We start from the raw sequence: 16947 nt of genomic DNA, 5'->3' as shown, positions 1-16947 counted from the left end.
GCCTTAGACCAAAGCCTCGATCGACTTGCGCACGATCCCTTCGTCCATCCCATGCAGCCCGATCACCACCAGCCGCGTCGCGCGCGCTTCGCCCGGCGTCCATGCGCGGTCGAAATAATGGTCGATGCGGCTGCCGACGGCCTGGATCTGCAGGCGCATCGGCTTGCCGGGAACGTCGACAAAGCCCTTGAGGCGCAGGACATCGTGTTCGGAAATCACGCCCTTCAGCTTTTCGATGAACAAGGTGGGATCGGCGATCGGCCCGAGCTCGACGACGAAGCTGTCGAATTCGTCATGGTCATGCGGTGCGCCGTCCTCATGCTCCAGCTCATGATGCGATTTGCGGTTGGCGATGTCGGCTTCCGTGCCGATGCCGAGGCCGAGCAGGATGGCGGCCGGAACGTCCCCGTTCTTCGCTTCGATGATCGTTGGCTTGCGAACGGTGCGGGATGCGACTTCGGCGCGGACGCGGCCCAGGCCGGCGACGTCGATCAGATCGGTCTTGTTGAGAACGATCAGGTCGGCGCAGGTGAGCTGATCCTCGAACAGTTCCTCAATCGGGCTTTCGTGATCGAGCGAATCGTCCTCGACGCGACGGGCCTCGACGGCGTCATGATCATCGGCGAAACGACCGGCGGCAACAGCGGCGCTATCGACCACGGTGATGACGCCATCGACGGTGACCTGGGTGCGGATATCCGGCCAGTTGAAGGCGGCGACCAGCGGCTGCGGCAGCGCCAGGCCTGATGTCTCGATGACGATATGATCCGGGCGCACGTCCCGCTCCAGAAGCTTGGTCATGGTCGGGATGAAATCGTCGGCGACGGTGCAGCAGATGCAGCCATTGGTCAGCTCGATGATATCGTCCTCGGTGCAATTCTCTGCGCCGCAGCCTTTCAGCACATCGCCATCGACACCGAGATCACCGAATTCGTTGATGATCAGGGCGATCTTCTTGCCGCCGGCGTTCTGCAACAGATTGCGGATCATCGTCGTCTTGCCGGCGCCAAGGAAGCCGGTGATGACGGTGGCGGGAATCTTTTCTTGGCTCATGCGGATCAACCCTTCATTTTCAGCGGCAGTCCCGCCGCGATAAAATAGACTTCGGCGCTTGCCGCCGCGATCATCTGGTGCAGCCGGCCGGCATGGTCGCGAAACTCACGCGCCATGCGGTTTTCCGGCACGATGCCGAGCCCGACCTCGTTGGAAACGAGGACGAGCCGCGACCCGGCCTTCGGCAGAAATTCGGTGAGAGCGGAAAATTCCGCCGCGATGTTACGCTCGGCCATCATCAGGTTGGTGACCCAGAGCGTCAGGCAATCGACGAGAACGGCGCGGCCACCACCGTCGATCGACGCCAGCCGGGCGGTCAAATCGAGCGGCTCCTCATGCGTCGTCCAGAGATCGCCGCGATCGTTCCGATGCTGTGCGATACGATCGCGCATCTCCTCGTCCCAGGCCTGCCCGGTTGCCACATAATGACGGTCAAGACCGCTATCGGAGATCAGGGATTCGGCGAATCGGGATTTGCCGGAGCGCGCGCCGCCGAGAACGAAAACCGCACGGGATGGTGAGGATGGCATGAGCTATTGCCGCTCCCACACGAGCACGAGGGTGAGCACAGTGCGGCTGAAACCGAAAAGCGGGCGCTTGCGCGCGAAAAACTCGTTTGGCGCCATGACAACCTCCGTGCTGGCAGCGAGACATGCGTCCCAGGATGGGCTTTGCGCCCGATACGCATGGCAGGTCTCCTGGCTCGCGGGTAAGGCGCAGCAAGCGGAGGCGAACCGAAACCGGTCGCCCCCGCTCATGCACCAGCGGATCTTCCTCGCCTTCCCGGCAGGTCATCATGAAAAAGCGGACGATTCGTAGATATTAGAGGCGTCCAGCCCTGGTTGATCATGATGCCACGCCAGTGGCTTTTCCGGCTCTGAAGCTGCTTCCACTCGCCCACACCATTGCGGACTGTCAGCGAAATGCCCTCGAAACCGGATGGAAAACCCTGACCGCTCTACAGTCGCGGGGTCGGCTGTGATGAGAACGCCCGAGTTGGGTCCGCCCCTTCACATTCCCTTTTCATCCCATGCGACAGATCGCCGCTCGGGAACCATTCGTTATGCCGCAATGATTAGGCTTTCAGCCCTGGCAAGTCAATCAAGGCGGCGGATGCGACATCGGCTGTTCCAACAGCGAAAATAGCCCGGGAACCTCTGGTCACGCAGTCTTTTTGCCGTATTTCTTTGATGTTAGGAGTTTATGGAAGCCAGGTATATACATCTGAGCACGAAACTATCGTCAGTTCCCCATGTTGCAGAAATTTCAACCACGCCGTCTTGGTGTTCTCTCCGCCTTTTTCAGCGCTAGCCGGCTGAGGGCGCTGTTTCGCCGTGGCGAGCTCGGGCTCGTCATTGCCGGCGCTTTCGTCGGCGTCACCTCCGGCTGCGCCGTCACGGCGATGAGCCTGATATCGCGTAAGCTGCACAGCCTCGTCTACGGCATCCCCGACGACGACCGGCTGAGCTCGGCAGCCATGCAGATTACCGACAAGTCGCTGCTGCTGATCGCCCCGATCGCCGGCGGCATCCTGCTCGGCCTGATGATCTTCATTATGTCACGCACCCGCAAAAAGCCGATGATCGACCCGATCGAAGCCAATGCGCTTCACGGCGGCCGCCTGTCGCTCACCGACAGCATCCTTGTCGCCGTGCAGAACCTGATCTCCAATGGCTTCGGCGCCTCCGTCGGACTGGAGGCCGGCTATACCCAGCTGGCGGCCGGTATCGCCTCGAAATTCGGCTACAAGATGCAGTTCCGCCGCGCCGATCTTCGAATGCTGGTTGGCTGCGGTGCGGCCGGCGCCATCGCCGCCGCCTTCAATGCGCCGCTCACCGGCGCCTTCTACGCCTTCGAGCTGATCATCGGCACCTACTCCATCCTGACACTGACCCCGGTCGTCGTCTCGGCACTGATCTCGACCTTCATCGCCCGCATGCTTGCCGGCGATGATTTCGCCATCGATGTCGGCCGGTTCGGCGCCGTGGTCCCCGCCGACTATATCCCGGCCATCCTGCTTGGCGGTTTCTGCGCCGGTGTCGGCATCCTGATCATGCAGGGCGTCGCTTTCGTCGAGGAGCTGGCGCGCAAGAGTTCGATCGCGCCGCCCTTCCGCCCGGCGCTCGGCGGTTTGGTCGTCGGCCTTCTGGCGCTGATCTCGCCGCAGGTTCTCTCCGCCGGCCACGGCGCGCTGCATCTGAACCTTGGCAGCGAAGTCACCCTATGGGGACTTGCCAGCCTCCTTTTGCTGAAGTCGCTTGCCTCGGCAGTTTCGATCGGCTCCGGCTTCAGGGGCGGCCTGTTCTTCGCCTCGCTGTTCATGGGCGCGCTGCTCGGCAAGATCTTCGCCTATTGCGCGCCCTATTTCGACCATACCACGCTGACGCCGGTCATCTACGCCGTCGTCGGCATGAGTTCGCTTGCGGTCGCCATCATCGGCGGCCCGCTGACCATGACCTTCCTGGCGCTGGAAATCACCGGCGATTTCCCGATCACCGCGCTGGTGCTGGCCGCCGTCATCACCTCGTCGCTGGTGGTGCGCACGACTTTCGGCTACTCCTTCGCCACCTGGCGCTTCCATCTGCGTGGCGAAAGCATCCGCAGTGCCCATGACGTCGGCTGGATCCGCAACCTCACCGTCGCGCGGATGATGCGCCCGGATGTGCATACGGCAAATGTCGACATGAGCATCGAGGAGTTTCGGCACGATTTTCCGATCGGCTCGGCCCAGCGCGTCATTCTGCTCGACAAGGACGAAAAATATGCCGGCATGGTGCTGGTGCCGGACATTTATGCGAGCCCGGTCGAAAAGGACGACGAACACCACGGCCTTGCCGACTTCATCCGCCACCGCAATGATTTCCTGCAGCCGCAGATGAACGCCAAGCAGGCGGCCGCTCTGTTCGACCAGACGGCAAGCGAAGCCTTGGTGGTGGTCAACGACCTCATCGAGCGCCGGGTGATCGGCCTGCTCACAGAGAGCTATACTTTGCGCCGCTACAGCGAAGAACTCGACCGCCGCCGCCGCGAGGTCTCCGGCGAGCTTTAACCCGCGAGACTGTCGAGCCAGGCCGGATCAAGCACCGCTTCCAGTTCCGTGGCAATCTCGTCCAACGCTGTCTCGACGCTGGCGCGGTAATCCATCCGCTCGCCGCTCAGGCCGAAGCTTGCCAGCAACTTTGCCCGATAGGCATCGCTGGTGAAAAGTCCGTGCAGATAGGTGCCCATGATCAGGCCGTCGCCGGAGCGTGCGCCATCCGGCCGACCGTCGATCACGGTCGAGGGCCGATCGCAATCCTTGCCGCGCGTCACGCCAAGATGGATTTCATAGCCGGAGAGCGGAGTGTCATATTCCGTGGAGAGAGCCGTGCTGTTGCGCACGGTCTTTTCCGGCGCCATCTCGGTCTCGACATCGAGCAGGCCGAGCCCCGGTGTCTCCGTGACCGACCCTTCGATGCCAAGCGGATCATGGACCATGTGGCCGAGCATCTGGTAGCCGCCACAAATGCCGATGACGCGCCCGCCTCGCCGGACATGGGCGGCGATATCCCGGTCCCATCCTTGCGCCCGCAGGTCCATGAGATCGCCGATAGTCGATTTCGAACCCGGCAGGATCACGAGCGCCGCATCCGCAGGCAGCCGCTCACCGGCGCGAACAAAAATCAGATCGACATCGGGTTCGGCGCGCAACGGATCGAAATCATCGAAATTGGCAATGCGCGGCAGAACGGGAACGGCGATCTTCAGCGCGCCGTCGGAGCCGCGCGCCAGCCGCTCCAGCACGACGGAATCCTCGGGTGGCAGCCGGCCTGCCGCTTTCAGCCAGGGCACGATGCCGTGGCAGGGCCAGCCGGTGAAGCTGCCGATGGCTTCGATCCCCGCGCCGAACAGCGAGACATCGCCGCGAAACTTGTTGATGATATAGCCGCGGATCATCCGCCGGTCTTCCTCCGGCAGGATATGATAGGTGCCGACCAGCGAGGCGATGACGCCGCCGCGATCAATGTCGCCGACCAGCACCACAGGCACGTTGGCGCGGATGGCAAAGCCCATATTGGCAATGTCGCCCTGCCTGAGATTGATCTCGGCGGGCGAACCGGCACCCTCGACGATCACCAGATCGGTTCCGGCGCGCATGGTCGCGAAGCTTTCCAGCACGGCACCGAGCAGTTGCGGCTTCAGCGCCTGATAATCCTTGCCCTTGGCATGTCCCCAGACCTTGCCCTGCACGATGATCTGGCTGCCGGTCTCCGATTGCGGCTTCAGGAGCACAGGGTTCATATGTATCGACGACGGCACGCGCGCGGCCAGCGATTGCAGCCATTGCGCCCGGCCAATCTCCCCACCATCTTCGGCGACGGCGGCATTGTTGGACATGTTTTGCGGCTTGAACGGACGGACCCGGACTCCCCGATTGGCGAACAGACGGCAGAGCCCGGCAACCAATACCGTTTTTCCGACATCGGAACCGGTCCCCTGCAACATGATCGCCTTTGTCATCCGTTATCGCTCCGATCAGTCACTACCACTGGAATGCCGGGATTCCGCCTTGATTTCGCCGCCATCATCAATGGCCGAAAACCTGCCGTCCGGGCCATGAATGCACGACTTTACAGTTTACTCTATTTGCGACATCGGATGACGATTTCATCCATTGCTCACTCTGTGGAAGAGGATTATCTCCACCGCCAAATCATACAACAAAAGCCGGCCCATCCGGCCCGGAGGATACCCCGATGCTCTTCATCTTCAACAACAAGAACTCCATCCAGATCGCCTGGAACTCCAAGCTGCCGGCGCCCCGCCCCGACAATCGGCTGCAGCAGCTCGACACCCGCTCCGGCCCCATCGGTTTCATCCGCACCTACAGCGTCGGCTGATTGGCCGTCAAGCCACCAGCCCGCCGCACAACAAGCCGCCATGCCACCGCATAGGCGGCTTTGCTTATCGCCCCGCCCGTCAGCGAGCGAACAGAACGACCGCTCATACGCTAAGATCAGATGCTATATCGATTCTGACGGCGAGAGTGAGGCCGAGGCCTGAAACGCGAAAACCGCGCGATCCGGAGATCGACGCGGTTTGCCAAAAAACGCCGGCTCGCTTGCATATTACACTGCAAGGCTCGCTATCTCCGGGACGCACTACCTGATCCGGAGATGGGCGGTGTCCCCCGCCACATCTCGATTGATAGCCTGACATCGTTACCGGAGGGTTATTAAGTGCTTAAATAAGGATGAATCCGCAAAATTTTTGGAAAATTTTGCGGATTGCTTCAAGACGTCAAAAACGCCGCGAATGGAATATAAAAAGTCTCTGTCGGACGCGATATTTTAGAGATCCTTTATCTCTACCGGATCCGGGACACCGCCTCCGGCTCTCAATGCCCATTTTACAGCCACGAACAGCGGAAAATAGGCCAATTCAAGCGCTTATATAAGCTTCCCGATAAGTCGCGATAAGCTGGACGGACCGGCGGCAGGTTGATTTCCCCCCTTAAATCATTAGGCTGCATCACGTCGATGTGAAAAATGCACGGCTGCGACAGAGTTCCGCGGCCGCATAAAAGCAAACGCACGACAGCAGCATAGGGGACCGGGCAGACGTCGTCAGCGGCGGGTGAACGGTGTGGTTCGACCACGCTGACGGGGGATCGGCAGGCATCAGGTCCGCCTGACGCCGATTTCCGTAACTTAACGGGAAACTGGGAGACATTATCCAATGAAGAAGCTTATCGCTTCCGCCATCTTCGCATTCGGTGCCTATGCTTTGGCTGGCTCGGCACAGGCTGCGGAATGCGGCGACGTTTCGATCGCCGAAATGAACTGGGCGTCCGCCGGCGTTGCCGCGCAGGTCGACAAGATTATCCTGGAGAACGGCTACGGCTGTAATGTGACGCTGGTGACCGGCGACACGCAGCCGACCTTCACCTCCATGAACGAGAAGGGCGAGCCTGACATCGCGCCCGAACTCTGGGTCAATGCCGTGCGCACCGCGCTCGACAAGGCCGTTTCCGAAGGCCGCCTGATCGAGGCAGCACCGCTTCTCAGCGATGGCGGCGTCGAAGGCTGGTGGATTCCGAAGTTCCTCGCCGACGCGCATCCTGATATCAAGACTGTCGAGGACGCGCTGAAGCACCCCGAGCTCTTCCCTGCCCCGGAAGACAAATCCAAGGCCGCCATCTACAATTGCCCGTCGGGCTGGAACTGCCAGATCTCCACGGCCAATCTTTATAAGGCGCTTGGCGCAGAGAAACTCGGCTTCACCCTCGTCGATACCGGCTCCGCTGCCGGCCTCGACGGCTCGATCGCCAACGCCTTCGAAAAGAAGTCCGGCTGGCTCGGCTATTACTGGGCACCGACCGCCATCCTCGGCAAATACGAAATGGTGCGCCTGAGCTTCGGTGTGCCGCACGACAAGAAGGAATGGGACGCCTGCACGGCAATCCAGGACTGCGCCAATCCGAAGGTCAATTCCTATCCGGTCTCCGACGTCTATACGGTCGTAACGAAGGCCTTCGCCTCCAAGGCAGGCATTGCCATGGACTACGTCAAGACCCGCAAATGGGACAACGGCACGGTTGGCAAGGTTCTGGCCTGGATGACGGACAATCAGGGCACCAACGAAGATGGTGCGAAATATTTCCTGAAGACCTATCCCGACATGTGGACCAAGTGGGTTGCCCCCGAGGTCGCCACCAAGGTCAAGGCTTCGCTTTGATATGAGATGCCGGAACTGGCGGCTGGCGCTTCGCCGGCCGCCGATTCCGCATTCGCAGCCGCTGCCTAACGCTCATACCGACAGACCGACGCGGCTTCAGGTCGCAACAAGTGCAGAATAACGCCTGCGAATATTGTAAAAAGGAAAGAGGCAGCCTGAAGAACCGGTCGCAGTGCTGCATACCATTCATGCGTGAAGGCCACATGCATTGGCTGGGCAAAACCGGACAAAAAGGGGAAGTTCATGGCTATCCAATGTAGTTTCCTGCCGGATGTTCTCTGTAATTTCCCGGCAATAGACGACACGCTTATCCGCCTCGCGCGCAAGAATATCGATGACGGTTTCAGGGGAATGGTGCGCGCCTACGGCAACGTCATCGACGCGGTGGTACAACCGCTGCAATGGTTTCTGAACTATCTGGAATGGCTTTTCACCACTACACCCTGGTTCATCATCCTGATCGTCATGATGGGCGTCGTCTATGCCGCCAGCCGCAATCTCAAGATCGTCGCCGGCACCGCAATTTCCATGATACTGATCGGCGTTTGCGGCCTTTGGGGCGACACGATGGTGACGCTCGCCATGGTGACCGTCTGCACCCTGATCGCCATCATCATCGGCCTGCCGATCGGCATATTGATGGCTCGCTCCGACCGGCTGCAATCGATCATCAACCCGACCCTCGACGTGATGCAAACGATGCCGAGCTTCGTCTATCTTATTCCCGTCGTCGTGATTTTCGGTATCGGCAAGGTGCCGGGCCTGATCGCCGTCGTCATCTACGCCGTCCCACCGATGATCCGTCTGACCAATCTCGGCATCCGCCTGGTCGACAAGGAAGTGCTGGAAGCAGCAGACGCCTTCGGCTCGTCGCACCGGCAGAAACTATTCAACGTGCAGATCCCGCTGGCATTGCCCACCATCATGGCCGGCATCAACCAGACAATCATGATGTCGCTCGCCATGGTCGTCGTCGCATCGATGGTCGGCGTCGGCGGGCTCGGCAAAAATACGCTGCAGGCCATCAACAACCAGTTCTTCACCGTCGGCTTCCTCAACGGCTTCGCCCTGGTCGCCATCGCCATCATTTTCGACCGGACGAGCCAGGCCTATGGCAGGCGGCTCCAGAAGCACTCGGAGGTCATTCATGGCTAGTCACGCGATCCAGATCAAGAACCTCTACAAGATCTTCGGCCCGCGCGGGCGCGACTATGTGGATGCGGTGAAGAACGGCCTCGGCAAGGCCGAACTCAACGAAACGCACGGCCATGTCCTCGGCCTGCAGGATATCAACATCGACATGCCGGCCGGCGCCATCACCGTCGTCATGGGCCTCTCCGGCTCCGGCAAATCGACACTGATCCGCCACATCAACCGGCTGATCGAGCCGACGGCCGGCGAAGTGCTCTATGACGGCGTCGATGTCTGCAAAATGGGTGAAAATGCCCTGCGCGAGTTCCGCCGCCACAAGACGGCGATGGTGTTCCAGAAATTCGCCCTGCTGCCCCACCGCACGGTGATCGAAAACACCATCTACGGCCTGGATATCCAGGGCGTTGCACGATCCGAGAGTGAGAAGAAGGGCCAATACTGGATCGAGCGCGTCGGCCTTAAAGGCTTCGAAAACCACTATCCGAACCAGCTTTCCGGCGGCATGCAGCAGCGCGTCGGCCTTGCCCGGGCGCTGACCAATGACGCCGACATCCTGCTGATGGACGAAGCCTACTCCGCGCTCGACCCGCTGATCCGCGTCGACATGCAGAGCGTGCTCCTCGACCTGCAGAAGGAATTGAAGAAGACCGTGGTCTTCATCACCCACGATCTCGACGAGGCGTTGCGCCTTGGCGACAAGATCGCCATCCTGCGCGACGGCAAGGTCGTGCAACAGGGCAGCGGCCAGGAGATCGTGCTCAGACCCGCCGACGACTACATCACTGCTTTCGTCAAGGAGGTGAATCGCGGCCGTGTGATCCAGACCCAGACGATCATGAAGCCGATTGCCGGCGAAGCCCACGGCCCGCGCGTGCCCGGCGACATGACGCTCGAAATGGCAGCCAAACAGATGACCGACAACGCGCAGAACTCGGCCGTCGTCACCGATGCCGCCGGCCGGCCGATCGGCACGATCGACCTGCAAGGCATCATCACCGCCATGGTGACACCGACGACGCATGAAACGACGAGAATGGCAGCAGCCTGAAATCGATCACCGTCGCAAGTGGAAAGCGCCCTACCCGGGCGCTTTTCTTCGACATCGGATCATCGAGCAAACTCCGCCTTCATCCCGACATTGCGATCACATAAAGAAATGTTTATATCTACATTTCAATTCAGAACACCCGAGGAGACCCCATGACCGTCACAGCCAATCCCTTGACCGATCTTCTCGCCGAAAAGGGCGTGCTGCTTGCCGATGGTGCGACGGGCACCAATCTCTTCGCCATGGGGCTGGAGGCCGGTGAAGCGCCGGAAATCTGGAACGAACAGCATCCAGAGCGCATCACCAAGCTGCATCAGGATTTCGTCGATGCCGGTGCCGATATCATCCTCACCAACACGTTCGGCGGCACGCGCCACCGCTTGAAGCTCCACCATGCGCAGGATCGCGTTCACAGCCTGAACAAGACGGCGGCGGAAATCGCCCGCGCTGTCGCCGACAAGGCCGGCCGCAAGGTCATCGTCGCCGGCTCCGTCGGCCCCACCGGCGAGTTGCTGGTGCCGCTCGGCGCGCTGACCTATGAGGATGCCGTTGCCGCCTTTGCCGAACAGATCGAAGGCCTGAAGGCCGGCGGCGTTGATGTCGCCTGGATCGAGACCATGTCCTCGCCGGAAGAAATCCGCGCCGCGGCCGAGGCTGCCGTCAAGGTCGGCCTGCCCTACACCTATACCGGCTCTTTCGACACCGCCGGCAAGACGATGATGGGCCTACATCCAAAGGATCTCCAAGGCGTTGCCAAGGACGTCGGCGAAGGTCCGCTCGCCACCGGCGCCAATTGCGGCGTCGGCGCATCGGATATTCTCTCGAGCCTGCTCGATATGACCGAGGCCGACCCGACCGCAACCGTGATCGTCAAGGGCAATTGCGGCATTCCCGAATATCGTGGTGCCGAGATCTATTATTCCGGCACGCCGCCGCTGATGGCCGACTATGCGCGCCTTGCCCGCGACGCCGGCGCCAAGATCATCGGCGGGTGCTGCGGCACGTCCTGCAACCACCTCGCCGCCATGCGCGAGGCGCTCGACAATTACACGCCCGGCCCACGCCCAACGCTGGAAACCATCATCGAGCGCATCGGCCCGCTGCGCAACAAGACTGCCAATGAAGGCGGAGCCGCACCGGCAAGGGAGCGGCGCCGCCGCGGCTAAGCATCGCCAATATCAAAGCCGGCCGCAAAATCATGTCGGCCGGCTTTAACTTGAGCCTGTCTTTCGCCCTCGACGCGCGGCTTTACTGTCCGAGCGGACGTTGATTGACCACATCAAGGAAGGACATATCCTCGGCGGCATCCCTGCCAAAGACGAAGAAATCCGCCTCCGAGATCAGCGGATGCTTGTAGGGATTATCGACGTGCTTGAGCAGCTTCCATTCCGGCAGCCAGCGCGCGACATCGTCGGTGAACCGTCGGTTTCTCACATGGATCGCGCCGTGCCGGTCAGGCGCATCGTAATTCGAGGTGTAGACAACGACATACTGGTTCGACAGCGAGAACAACCGGTCGATATAGGCGCGGTAAACCTCATCTTCGACAAGATGAAGAATGACGTCGAGTGACAGGGTAAGCTCGAAAGCCCCGTTGTAGCTGCTTGTATCCAGCTGTGGATCGCCAAGCCAGACGAAGGTGCGACCGGGGCGGTTTCCATGCATCTGCCGGCAGAGATCGACCGCCGTCTGCGAGATATCGAATCCCGTATAATCTTCGAAGGCAAGATATCGGAGCTGGTTGCCGTCGCCGCTCCCAAGCTCACCTACCCGCTTCAGCTGCTTTTCGGCCACGAAGGCGTTCAGGATATGAGCCTTGTATTCGGCTGATTTATTATAAGATCCGGCCCCTGAATTACCGCCGGCCAGATAGCGTTGCTCCCAATACTTCGCGGAATCAAAGGCCGGACGACTATCCACAATGCCCTGTACCGTAGGTACTGCCGCTGGAGATACCGGGGATATGAAACCGGCGAGCGGCGCAATCGGCTCGAGCCATTTTTCCCACTCGCTGCCTGCCGCCAGCTTCAGCTCATTACCGTTGCGAAGGGTCCAGGCCTTGACGCGCCCCGCATGCTTCGACAGCAATTCCCGATAGCCCATCGTGCGGCCGCCGCTACGGGCGACAAGATGCACTTCGCAGAGAAAATCCGGATGAAGCGTCACATTGCGCATATCCTCCGTCTCGTGATCGCAAGTGACGAAAACGATGGGGTCGCGCTCCCGTCCGGCAACCGCCAGGATGAACTCCACCAGCCCGTCGGCACGATCGGTATCCACCAGATAGACAATCGATGCGGCATCCGCCGCGTCCGATGCGAGGAGCGAGAGTGGGTATATCGACGACAACACCTCGTCCTGCCTGCGCGAGCTGTCATAGGTCGAGCCGGTATTGGCCGCCGATTGCGCATAAATCGAGGAACGCGGCACCTCTATCGATAGCAACCAGCCTTCCTTGCGCGGCACGGCATAAGCCGGAATACCCTGACGATGCAGATACTCCGCAAGCCAGATGTCCGCCATGTTGCGATGGCGGAAATCGGCGAGCGTCATCTTGACGACACTGGAGTGAAACGCACCGGTGCCGGTCGCCGCCACATGAACCCGCCGGCGCCGCATAAGGGAACGCTCGTAGTGGAAGACGGCGCGGCCGCGTTCCTTATAGTAGCCGCGGCTCGGCTGCAGAATGATCGAGCCATGCACGCTGACGACCGCCTGGCCGCGCAACTGCGCCAACTCGCCGACCATGCGGGCAACGAAATCGTCGGGATAGATGATGTCGTCGTCGCAGGTGACATAGATGGCATCCTCGACCTGCTCGAGCCCCCAGAACTTGCCGGCGTCGCCATAACGGCTGCCGTCGGTGTCGATGAAATGCCGGATCTTCGGATGCTCGGCGATGAAGCGTGGAGCCTCCGTGAAGCCGTTGAGATAGACATAGAGCCGATCGACCTGCGGCAGCAGCGACATGACCGTCGCCCGCAGGGCAATCTCATTGCCGGCAACGGTCGCCATGCCGGCAATGATTTCCCGGGTCGGAGGCAATGCGGCGAGGTCGCGAGGATCGAGCAGGTCGATCGCCCGCCCGGGCAAGGCGGCCTCGGTATGCGACACCTCGAAAAGATAGGTCGGCGTCTCGTTGTAAAGCTGGATCTTGCGATAGCCCAGGGGACGGAGAACGGCCTCCACTGCCGCCAATACGGCGACGGTGCCGGCGCTGACGACGAGCTTCGGCCGGCAACGTGCGATCGTCTGCGCCGCCCCTCGCAACACATCGGCTTCCGCGCCGTTGACATCGACCTTGATGAGATGAACCCGCCGTTCGCCAACGATATCGTCGAGGCTCGCCATGCGGATATCGCCGCGATCAGCCTGCAGGAACCGCGCGCCACCGAGATTGGTGGCATCAGCGCCGACAATCTCGCCCGTGCCGGCAGCGGCACCGAGGGCAAGCGGGTGCAACTCGACCAACCCATTCACGCCATTGAGTTCGACATTCGCCTGAAGCACGGCAAAGGCCACCGGGTTCGGCTCGATGGCAAGCGTCCTGACACCGAGCACGGAGCTGAAAAACAGCGTGTGATTGCCGATATAGGCGCCGACATCGACGGCGAGAGCATCCTCCGGCAGCGACGACCCGATATCTTCCAGCATCGCCCGCTCGTAGAAAGCGCGGTTCTGCAGGATGAACCTCTGGATATGATCGTCCGGATTGGGAAGGTGGAACCGGACCGGGATCCGGTAGCTGTTCACTTCGCAGGCGACGGTGGCTTGCAGAGTCATCGCGGTTCTTTCCAACATGCAAAGGTTTATCGAGAATATGCAGGCGCGTTCGAGAGCATCATCAGCGGCCGCCGATGACCATCAATCCGCTGCCGCCGATGGCATCGAGGCCGAATTTCAGGCCCGTACTGACACTGGCCCAACGTTTCGCCGCCAGCGCCTCGGTGGCCCTATCCTGGGCAAAGAGGCAGAAACCGAAACCACGCGGCGACAGGTTGTTTGCCAGTGCCGGCAGGGCCACAAGCGCGCTCTCGGTCGGATAGGACGTGTTCCACAGGTCCACGACCACCAGATCGAACTTGATGTCGTCGCTGATCTGCCTTGTATCGGGGAAAGCGGCAGAGAATTCCTCGAAGTTTATATTGGTCGCTTCGGATTCGATGATGGAAATACCCTCGGTCAGGCCGCTGGCGACGAAACGGGCTTCCATATCCCCAACTTGTTCTGGCGAAAGACATAGGCAGTTCAGCCCGGCGTCTAAGCCGGAAAGAATGGACGCCAGAGCCAATGCCGAGCGCGGCGCCCCGATGTGCAGGATATTCGGGCTATCGCCCCTGCTGAGAGCCGCGCGGCGCAGCGCCCAGATCTGCATCGGCGTCAGCATATCGCGACCGGCCGCGGATTGAGCATCAAGCAGCGTCGGATAGCCCGCGACAAGGATCTGCCCTGCCGTTTCCTGCCAGGCCTGCGCCGCATCGGCGGTAGCGCTGATAACCGGTGCACGATGTTCGGCAGCAACGCTGGCCACCACCGGCGTCGCAGCTGTCTTTGCCGGTCGAGTCAGTGGCAGGGGCGGCTTGTTGAACACCTCCTGTGCAGACCGCTGCTGCGCCGTGGAATTCAGCCCGCGCGACTGCGGATCGAGATTATGGTGCGAGTAGGGATTGGTCGCCGTGTAACGATGGGCATTGACCGGGATGAACTCATAGCGCCGGGTTTGATCGAGTATGGGCAGGGCAAGGGCGATGTCACAGGCCGCCATGAACCATTGTCCGGCATCGTCGCGCAAATAACCTTCGGGAACATTATCCAGCAGCAAGGCGCGGAAGCTGAAGAGATGGCTGGTCTTCCAACCCTGCCGGCGCGGCGAAAGATTCGGATCGAGAGCGCCATTGCCGCCGACCCCACCACCATCGGTGATAAAGTTCGTCCAGACGACATCCTGCCCGCCGGCATAGCTCTCCGACATCCGCTCCAGAATGTTGGGAATGATCACCTGGTCGTCGCCGTCGAGGACGGCGATGAACTCGGCCATCTTCGTGCGCGGCCTCAGATGCTCCCAGACGTTGCGCGATTTTCCGAGGCGCGTTTCGTTGCGGATGAAGGTGTGGCGATTGGGGAAAAGATCGTTGAGCAACGCGGCGGCGATAATACCGGTGTCGTCGTCGGAGCGATCGTCGATAAACAGGACGTGCAGATCGTCAAGCGTCTGCCGGGAGAGGCTTGCCAGGGATTGCCTGACATATATTTCGCAATCGCGCGCCGTCATGAAGATCAGCGCTTTTGCCTCGCCTGCAATTTCCGTCATCGATGTTCGAAGCCCCAATCCGACAATCCGCATCCGAAGGATAAAATCCCCCTGCGATGTGGATTAGCGATTGTGGCTGGTTCCAACCTTACGCCCCATTGCGCTCAGCCCGGCGGCGATTGCGTCACCGCAATGATCGGGCCGAGCGGAAATAGGCCATCCCGCCTTTGCCATTCCGGAATATCGAGGCTGGAAATGCTGCCATCAAGGAAAAGCGCGTTGGCACAGCCGAGTTCGTCGCGGAACAGGGTTGCGAAATCATGGAAGCGGACGAAGCCATCGGAGACGGCAAAGACGACCTTGCCATCCGCTGAGACGCCAACGCCATTGCGCGTCTTGAAACTGGTGCTGTCGGCAAGGAACGACGGATGCAGCTTGCCGTCGATCACCAGCATCGGCCCGGATTGCGTCGCATAGAAGGGCTTGATGCCGGAAGCGACAAAGGCACTGCTCTCCATGACGCCGGCGCGGCCTGGCTGGATATAGAAGACGCCGTTCGGCAGGAGATGAAAGTTACCCCAACCCTTGTTGGTGTTGATCGCCTTCAACTGCTTGCCGGCCTCGACATAGAGGCCGACCGGCGAGAGATCGTCCTGATACATGCCGCCGTTCATTGCGAAACGAACGAAGAGGCGGTCCTGGGCGAGATCGCTTTCCAGTGCCCGGAACGAACCATAGGGCTTGCCGCTGTGGTCATATTCATAGAGCTGGATGCCGTCGATGGCGGGATCGAAGGTGCAGACGGTGTAGCTGTCGCCGAGATGCAGAACCTTGCGGCAGGCCTCGTCGGCAAAGGCTGTGGAGGCGCAGGCAAGAATGGCAAGCACAGTCAGCAATCGAATCAAGCGACAACTCCGGAGAGAATTTCGGCGGCGCCAAAGCGCATCGAAAATGCGGCGAAAGAAGGAATCGCCTCGCCTTTCTAAAGGTGGAGTGCAGCCATGTGAAAGGCAAGCTGCGCCGGCGAATAACGATAGCTGCCCCCCACCGGACAGGCGTTGCGCGCCAGACAACCCCCAATCATACAGCCGGCCTGCCCCGCATCCGTCCGCAAATGCGACCGACAGCCCGCAACGTCGAATCCAACGGATGTGACTGCTTCGACGGGACAGGCCGTCAGACAGGGTTTTTCAGCACAATGATCGCAAGGATGCGCGGCAACCCCGGCTGGCTCCCCTGCCCCTATAGCATCGGCAAACCCCAGGGCGCCACGATAGCCATGCCACAGGCCGTATTCCGGATGGATCAGGATACCAAGCGGCGATGCCTTCAAGCCTTCCGCCTGCATCGCCCATCGCTGAAACGGCTGCCAGGGCGGATCGGACGGAAAATAGGCGGTTGCACTGAAAGTCGCTGCAATCGGTTGGATGATCGCCTTCGACCAGTCGTCGAGCGGATCGCGACGGCCGGCATTTTCCGGCAATTGCCGCCAGCGCGAAAACGGCTGCCAGATCGAACCGCCGATATTGCCGAGCAGGATGACGCTTCGTGCCGGAGTCCCGTCGTGCAGTAACGGCCCCTCACCCTCGTCAAAACATACCACGCCACGAACAAAAACTCCGTGGACGCCAAGCGCCGCACGGAGTTTCCTAACGATGGTGGGGCCGCTCATTAGCGCGGCCCCTTATATTCGTAATGCGGTCGCCAGACCTCCTTCTGGATCAGA

At 60.7% G+C, this 16947-nt stretch carries 13 protein-coding genes and 1 riboswitch; of the genes, 6 read left to right on the top strand and 7 right to left on the bottom strand.

The genetic code is table 11. The features are described 5' to 3' along the window. Positions 1 to 3: 3 nt before the first annotated feature. Entirely contained in the window at positions 4 to 1053 is a 1050-nt protein-coding gene (gene cobW, locus AB6803_RS05145) for a cobalamin biosynthesis protein CobW (protein ID WP_371107878.1), read from the bottom strand. A 5-nt stretch (positions 1054 to 1058) separates the two neighbouring features. Beyond that, positions 1059 to 1583 carry a bifunctional adenosylcobinamide kinase/adenosylcobinamide-phosphate guanylyltransferase gene (gene cobU / locus AB6803_RS05140; protein ID WP_371107877.1) on the bottom strand — a complete coding sequence of 175 codons (525 nt, stop codon included), beginning with the start codon at positions 1581 to 1583 and terminating at the stop codon, positions 1059 to 1061. Between the two features lie 140 nt (positions 1584 to 1723). Beyond that, positions 1724 to 2127: riboswitch (cobalamin riboswitch) on the bottom strand. 178 nt (positions 2128 to 2305) lie between these two features. On the opposite strand from cobU, the gene AB6803_RS05135 reads away from it, so the two are divergent. Then, positions 2306 to 4102, top strand: a complete 1797-nt coding sequence (locus AB6803_RS05135) for a chloride channel protein (RefSeq protein ID WP_371107876.1) — start codon at positions 2306 to 2308, stop codon at positions 4100 to 4102. Here the strand turns inward: AB6803_RS05135 and AB6803_RS05130 are convergent. After that, on the bottom strand, positions 4099 to 5553 hold the full coding sequence (locus AB6803_RS05130; RefSeq protein ID WP_371107875.1) for a cobyric acid synthase: 1455 nt from the start codon (positions 5551 to 5553) through the stop codon (positions 4099 to 4101). The two genes, AB6803_RS05135 and AB6803_RS05130, sit on opposite strands and share 4 nt — an antisense overlap. A 236-nt stretch (positions 5554 to 5789) precedes the next feature. Here AB6803_RS05130 and AB6803_RS05125 point away from each other — a divergent pair, with 236 nt between their 5' ends. The 5 genes from AB6803_RS05125 to bmt all read left to right on the top strand — a co-directional run bounded on the left by AB6803_RS05125 (position 5790) and on the right by bmt (position 11136). Then, positions 5790 to 5933, top strand: a complete 144-nt coding sequence (locus AB6803_RS05125) for a hypothetical protein (RefSeq protein WP_371107874.1) — start codon at positions 5790 to 5792, stop codon at positions 5931 to 5933. An 838-nt stretch (positions 5934 to 6771) separates the two neighbouring features. After that, positions 6772 to 7770, top strand: coding sequence for an ABC transporter substrate-binding protein (locus tag AB6803_RS05120; RefSeq protein WP_371107873.1), 999 nt, complete (start codon positions 6772 to 6774; stop codon positions 7768 to 7770). A gap of 243 nt (positions 7771 to 8013) precedes the next feature. Further along, positions 8014 to 8925 (top strand): ABC transporter permease, encoded by a 912-nt coding sequence (locus AB6803_RS05115; RefSeq protein ID WP_371107872.1) that lies wholly within the window; start codon positions 8014 to 8016, stop codon positions 8923 to 8925. Then, positions 8918 to 9970, top strand: coding sequence for a glycine betaine/L-proline ABC transporter ATP-binding protein (locus AB6803_RS05110; protein WP_371107871.1), 1053 nt, complete (start codon positions 8918 to 8920; stop codon positions 9968 to 9970). The genes AB6803_RS05115 and AB6803_RS05110 overlap by 8 nt, the downstream gene beginning before the upstream one ends. 152 nt (positions 9971 to 10122) lie before the next feature. After that, a complete protein-coding gene (gene bmt, locus AB6803_RS05105) occupies positions 10123 to 11136 on the top strand; it encodes a betaine--homocysteine S-methyltransferase (RefSeq protein WP_371107870.1) in 1014 nt (337 codons plus the stop codon). Between the two features lie 82 nt (positions 11137 to 11218). Here the strand turns inward: bmt and AB6803_RS05100 are convergent, their stop codons facing one another. The 4 genes from AB6803_RS05100 to AB6803_RS05085 form a co-directional block, all read right to left on the bottom strand. After that, positions 11219 to 13753: an FkbM family methyltransferase gene (locus AB6803_RS05100; RefSeq protein ID WP_371107869.1), complete on the bottom strand. Its 2535-nt coding sequence runs from the start codon at positions 13751 to 13753 to the stop codon at positions 11219 to 11221. A gap of 61 nt (positions 13754 to 13814) precedes the next feature. Further along, complete coding sequence (locus tag AB6803_RS05095; protein WP_371107868.1) at positions 13815 to 15281, bottom strand: glycosyltransferase family 2 protein; 1467 nt, start codon at positions 15279 to 15281, stop codon at positions 13815 to 13817. A gap of 104 nt (positions 15282 to 15385) precedes the next feature. After that, entirely contained in the window at positions 15386 to 16126 is a 741-nt protein-coding gene (locus AB6803_RS05090) for a phosphodiester glycosidase family protein (RefSeq protein WP_371107867.1), read from the bottom strand. A 77-nt stretch (positions 16127 to 16203) separates the two neighbouring features. Further along, a complete protein-coding gene (locus AB6803_RS05085) occupies positions 16204 to 16893 on the bottom strand; it encodes a ferredoxin (protein ID WP_371107866.1) in 690 nt (229 codons plus the stop codon). Between the last annotated feature and the right edge of the window lie 54 nt (positions 16894 to 16947).

Source organism: Rhizobium sp. RCC_161_2, from assembly GCF_041355235.1.
Classification (GTDB): domain Bacteria; phylum Pseudomonadota; class Alphaproteobacteria; order Rhizobiales; family Rhizobiaceae; genus Rhizobium.
The sequence above is the reverse complement of the archived record's forward strand: the minus strand, read 5'-3'. Positions and strand labels throughout refer to the sequence as shown.

Coding starts and splice junctions, on each gene's coding strand:
- cobW (WP_371107878.1), bottom strand. CDS start 1,053: ATGAGCCAAGAAAAGATTCCCGCCACCGTCATCACCGGCTTCCTTGGC.
- cobU (WP_371107877.1), bottom strand. CDS start 1,583: ATGCCATCCTCACCATCCCGTGCGGTTTTCGTTCTCGGCGGCGCGCGC.
- AB6803_RS05135 (WP_371107876.1), top strand. CDS start 2,306: ATGTTGCAGAAATTTCAACCACGCCGTCTTGGTGTTCTCTCCGCCTTT.
- AB6803_RS05130 (WP_371107875.1), bottom strand. CDS start 5,553: ATGACAAAGGCGATCATGTTGCAGGGGACCGGTTCCGATGTCGGAAAA.
- AB6803_RS05125 (WP_371107874.1), top strand. CDS start 5,790: ATGCTCTTCATCTTCAACAACAAGAACTCCATCCAGATCGCCTGGAAC.
- AB6803_RS05120 (WP_371107873.1), top strand. CDS start 6,772: ATGAAGAAGCTTATCGCTTCCGCCATCTTCGCATTCGGTGCCTATGCT.
- AB6803_RS05115 (WP_371107872.1), top strand. CDS start 8,014: ATGGCTATCCAATGTAGTTTCCTGCCGGATGTTCTCTGTAATTTCCCG.
- AB6803_RS05110 (WP_371107871.1), top strand. CDS start 8,918: ATGGCTAGTCACGCGATCCAGATCAAGAACCTCTACAAGATCTTCGGC.
- bmt (WP_371107870.1), top strand. CDS start 10,123: ATGACCGTCACAGCCAATCCCTTGACCGATCTTCTCGCCGAAAAGGGC.
- AB6803_RS05100 (WP_371107869.1), bottom strand. CDS start 13,753: ATGACTCTGCAAGCCACCGTCGCCTGCGAAGTGAACAGCTACCGGATC.
- AB6803_RS05095 (WP_371107868.1), bottom strand. CDS start 15,281: ATGACGGAAATTGCAGGCGAGGCAAAAGCGCTGATCTTCATGACGGCG.
- AB6803_RS05085 (WP_371107866.1), bottom strand. CDS start 16,893: ATGAGCGGCCCCACCATCGTTAGGAAACTCCGTGCGGCGCTTGGCGTC.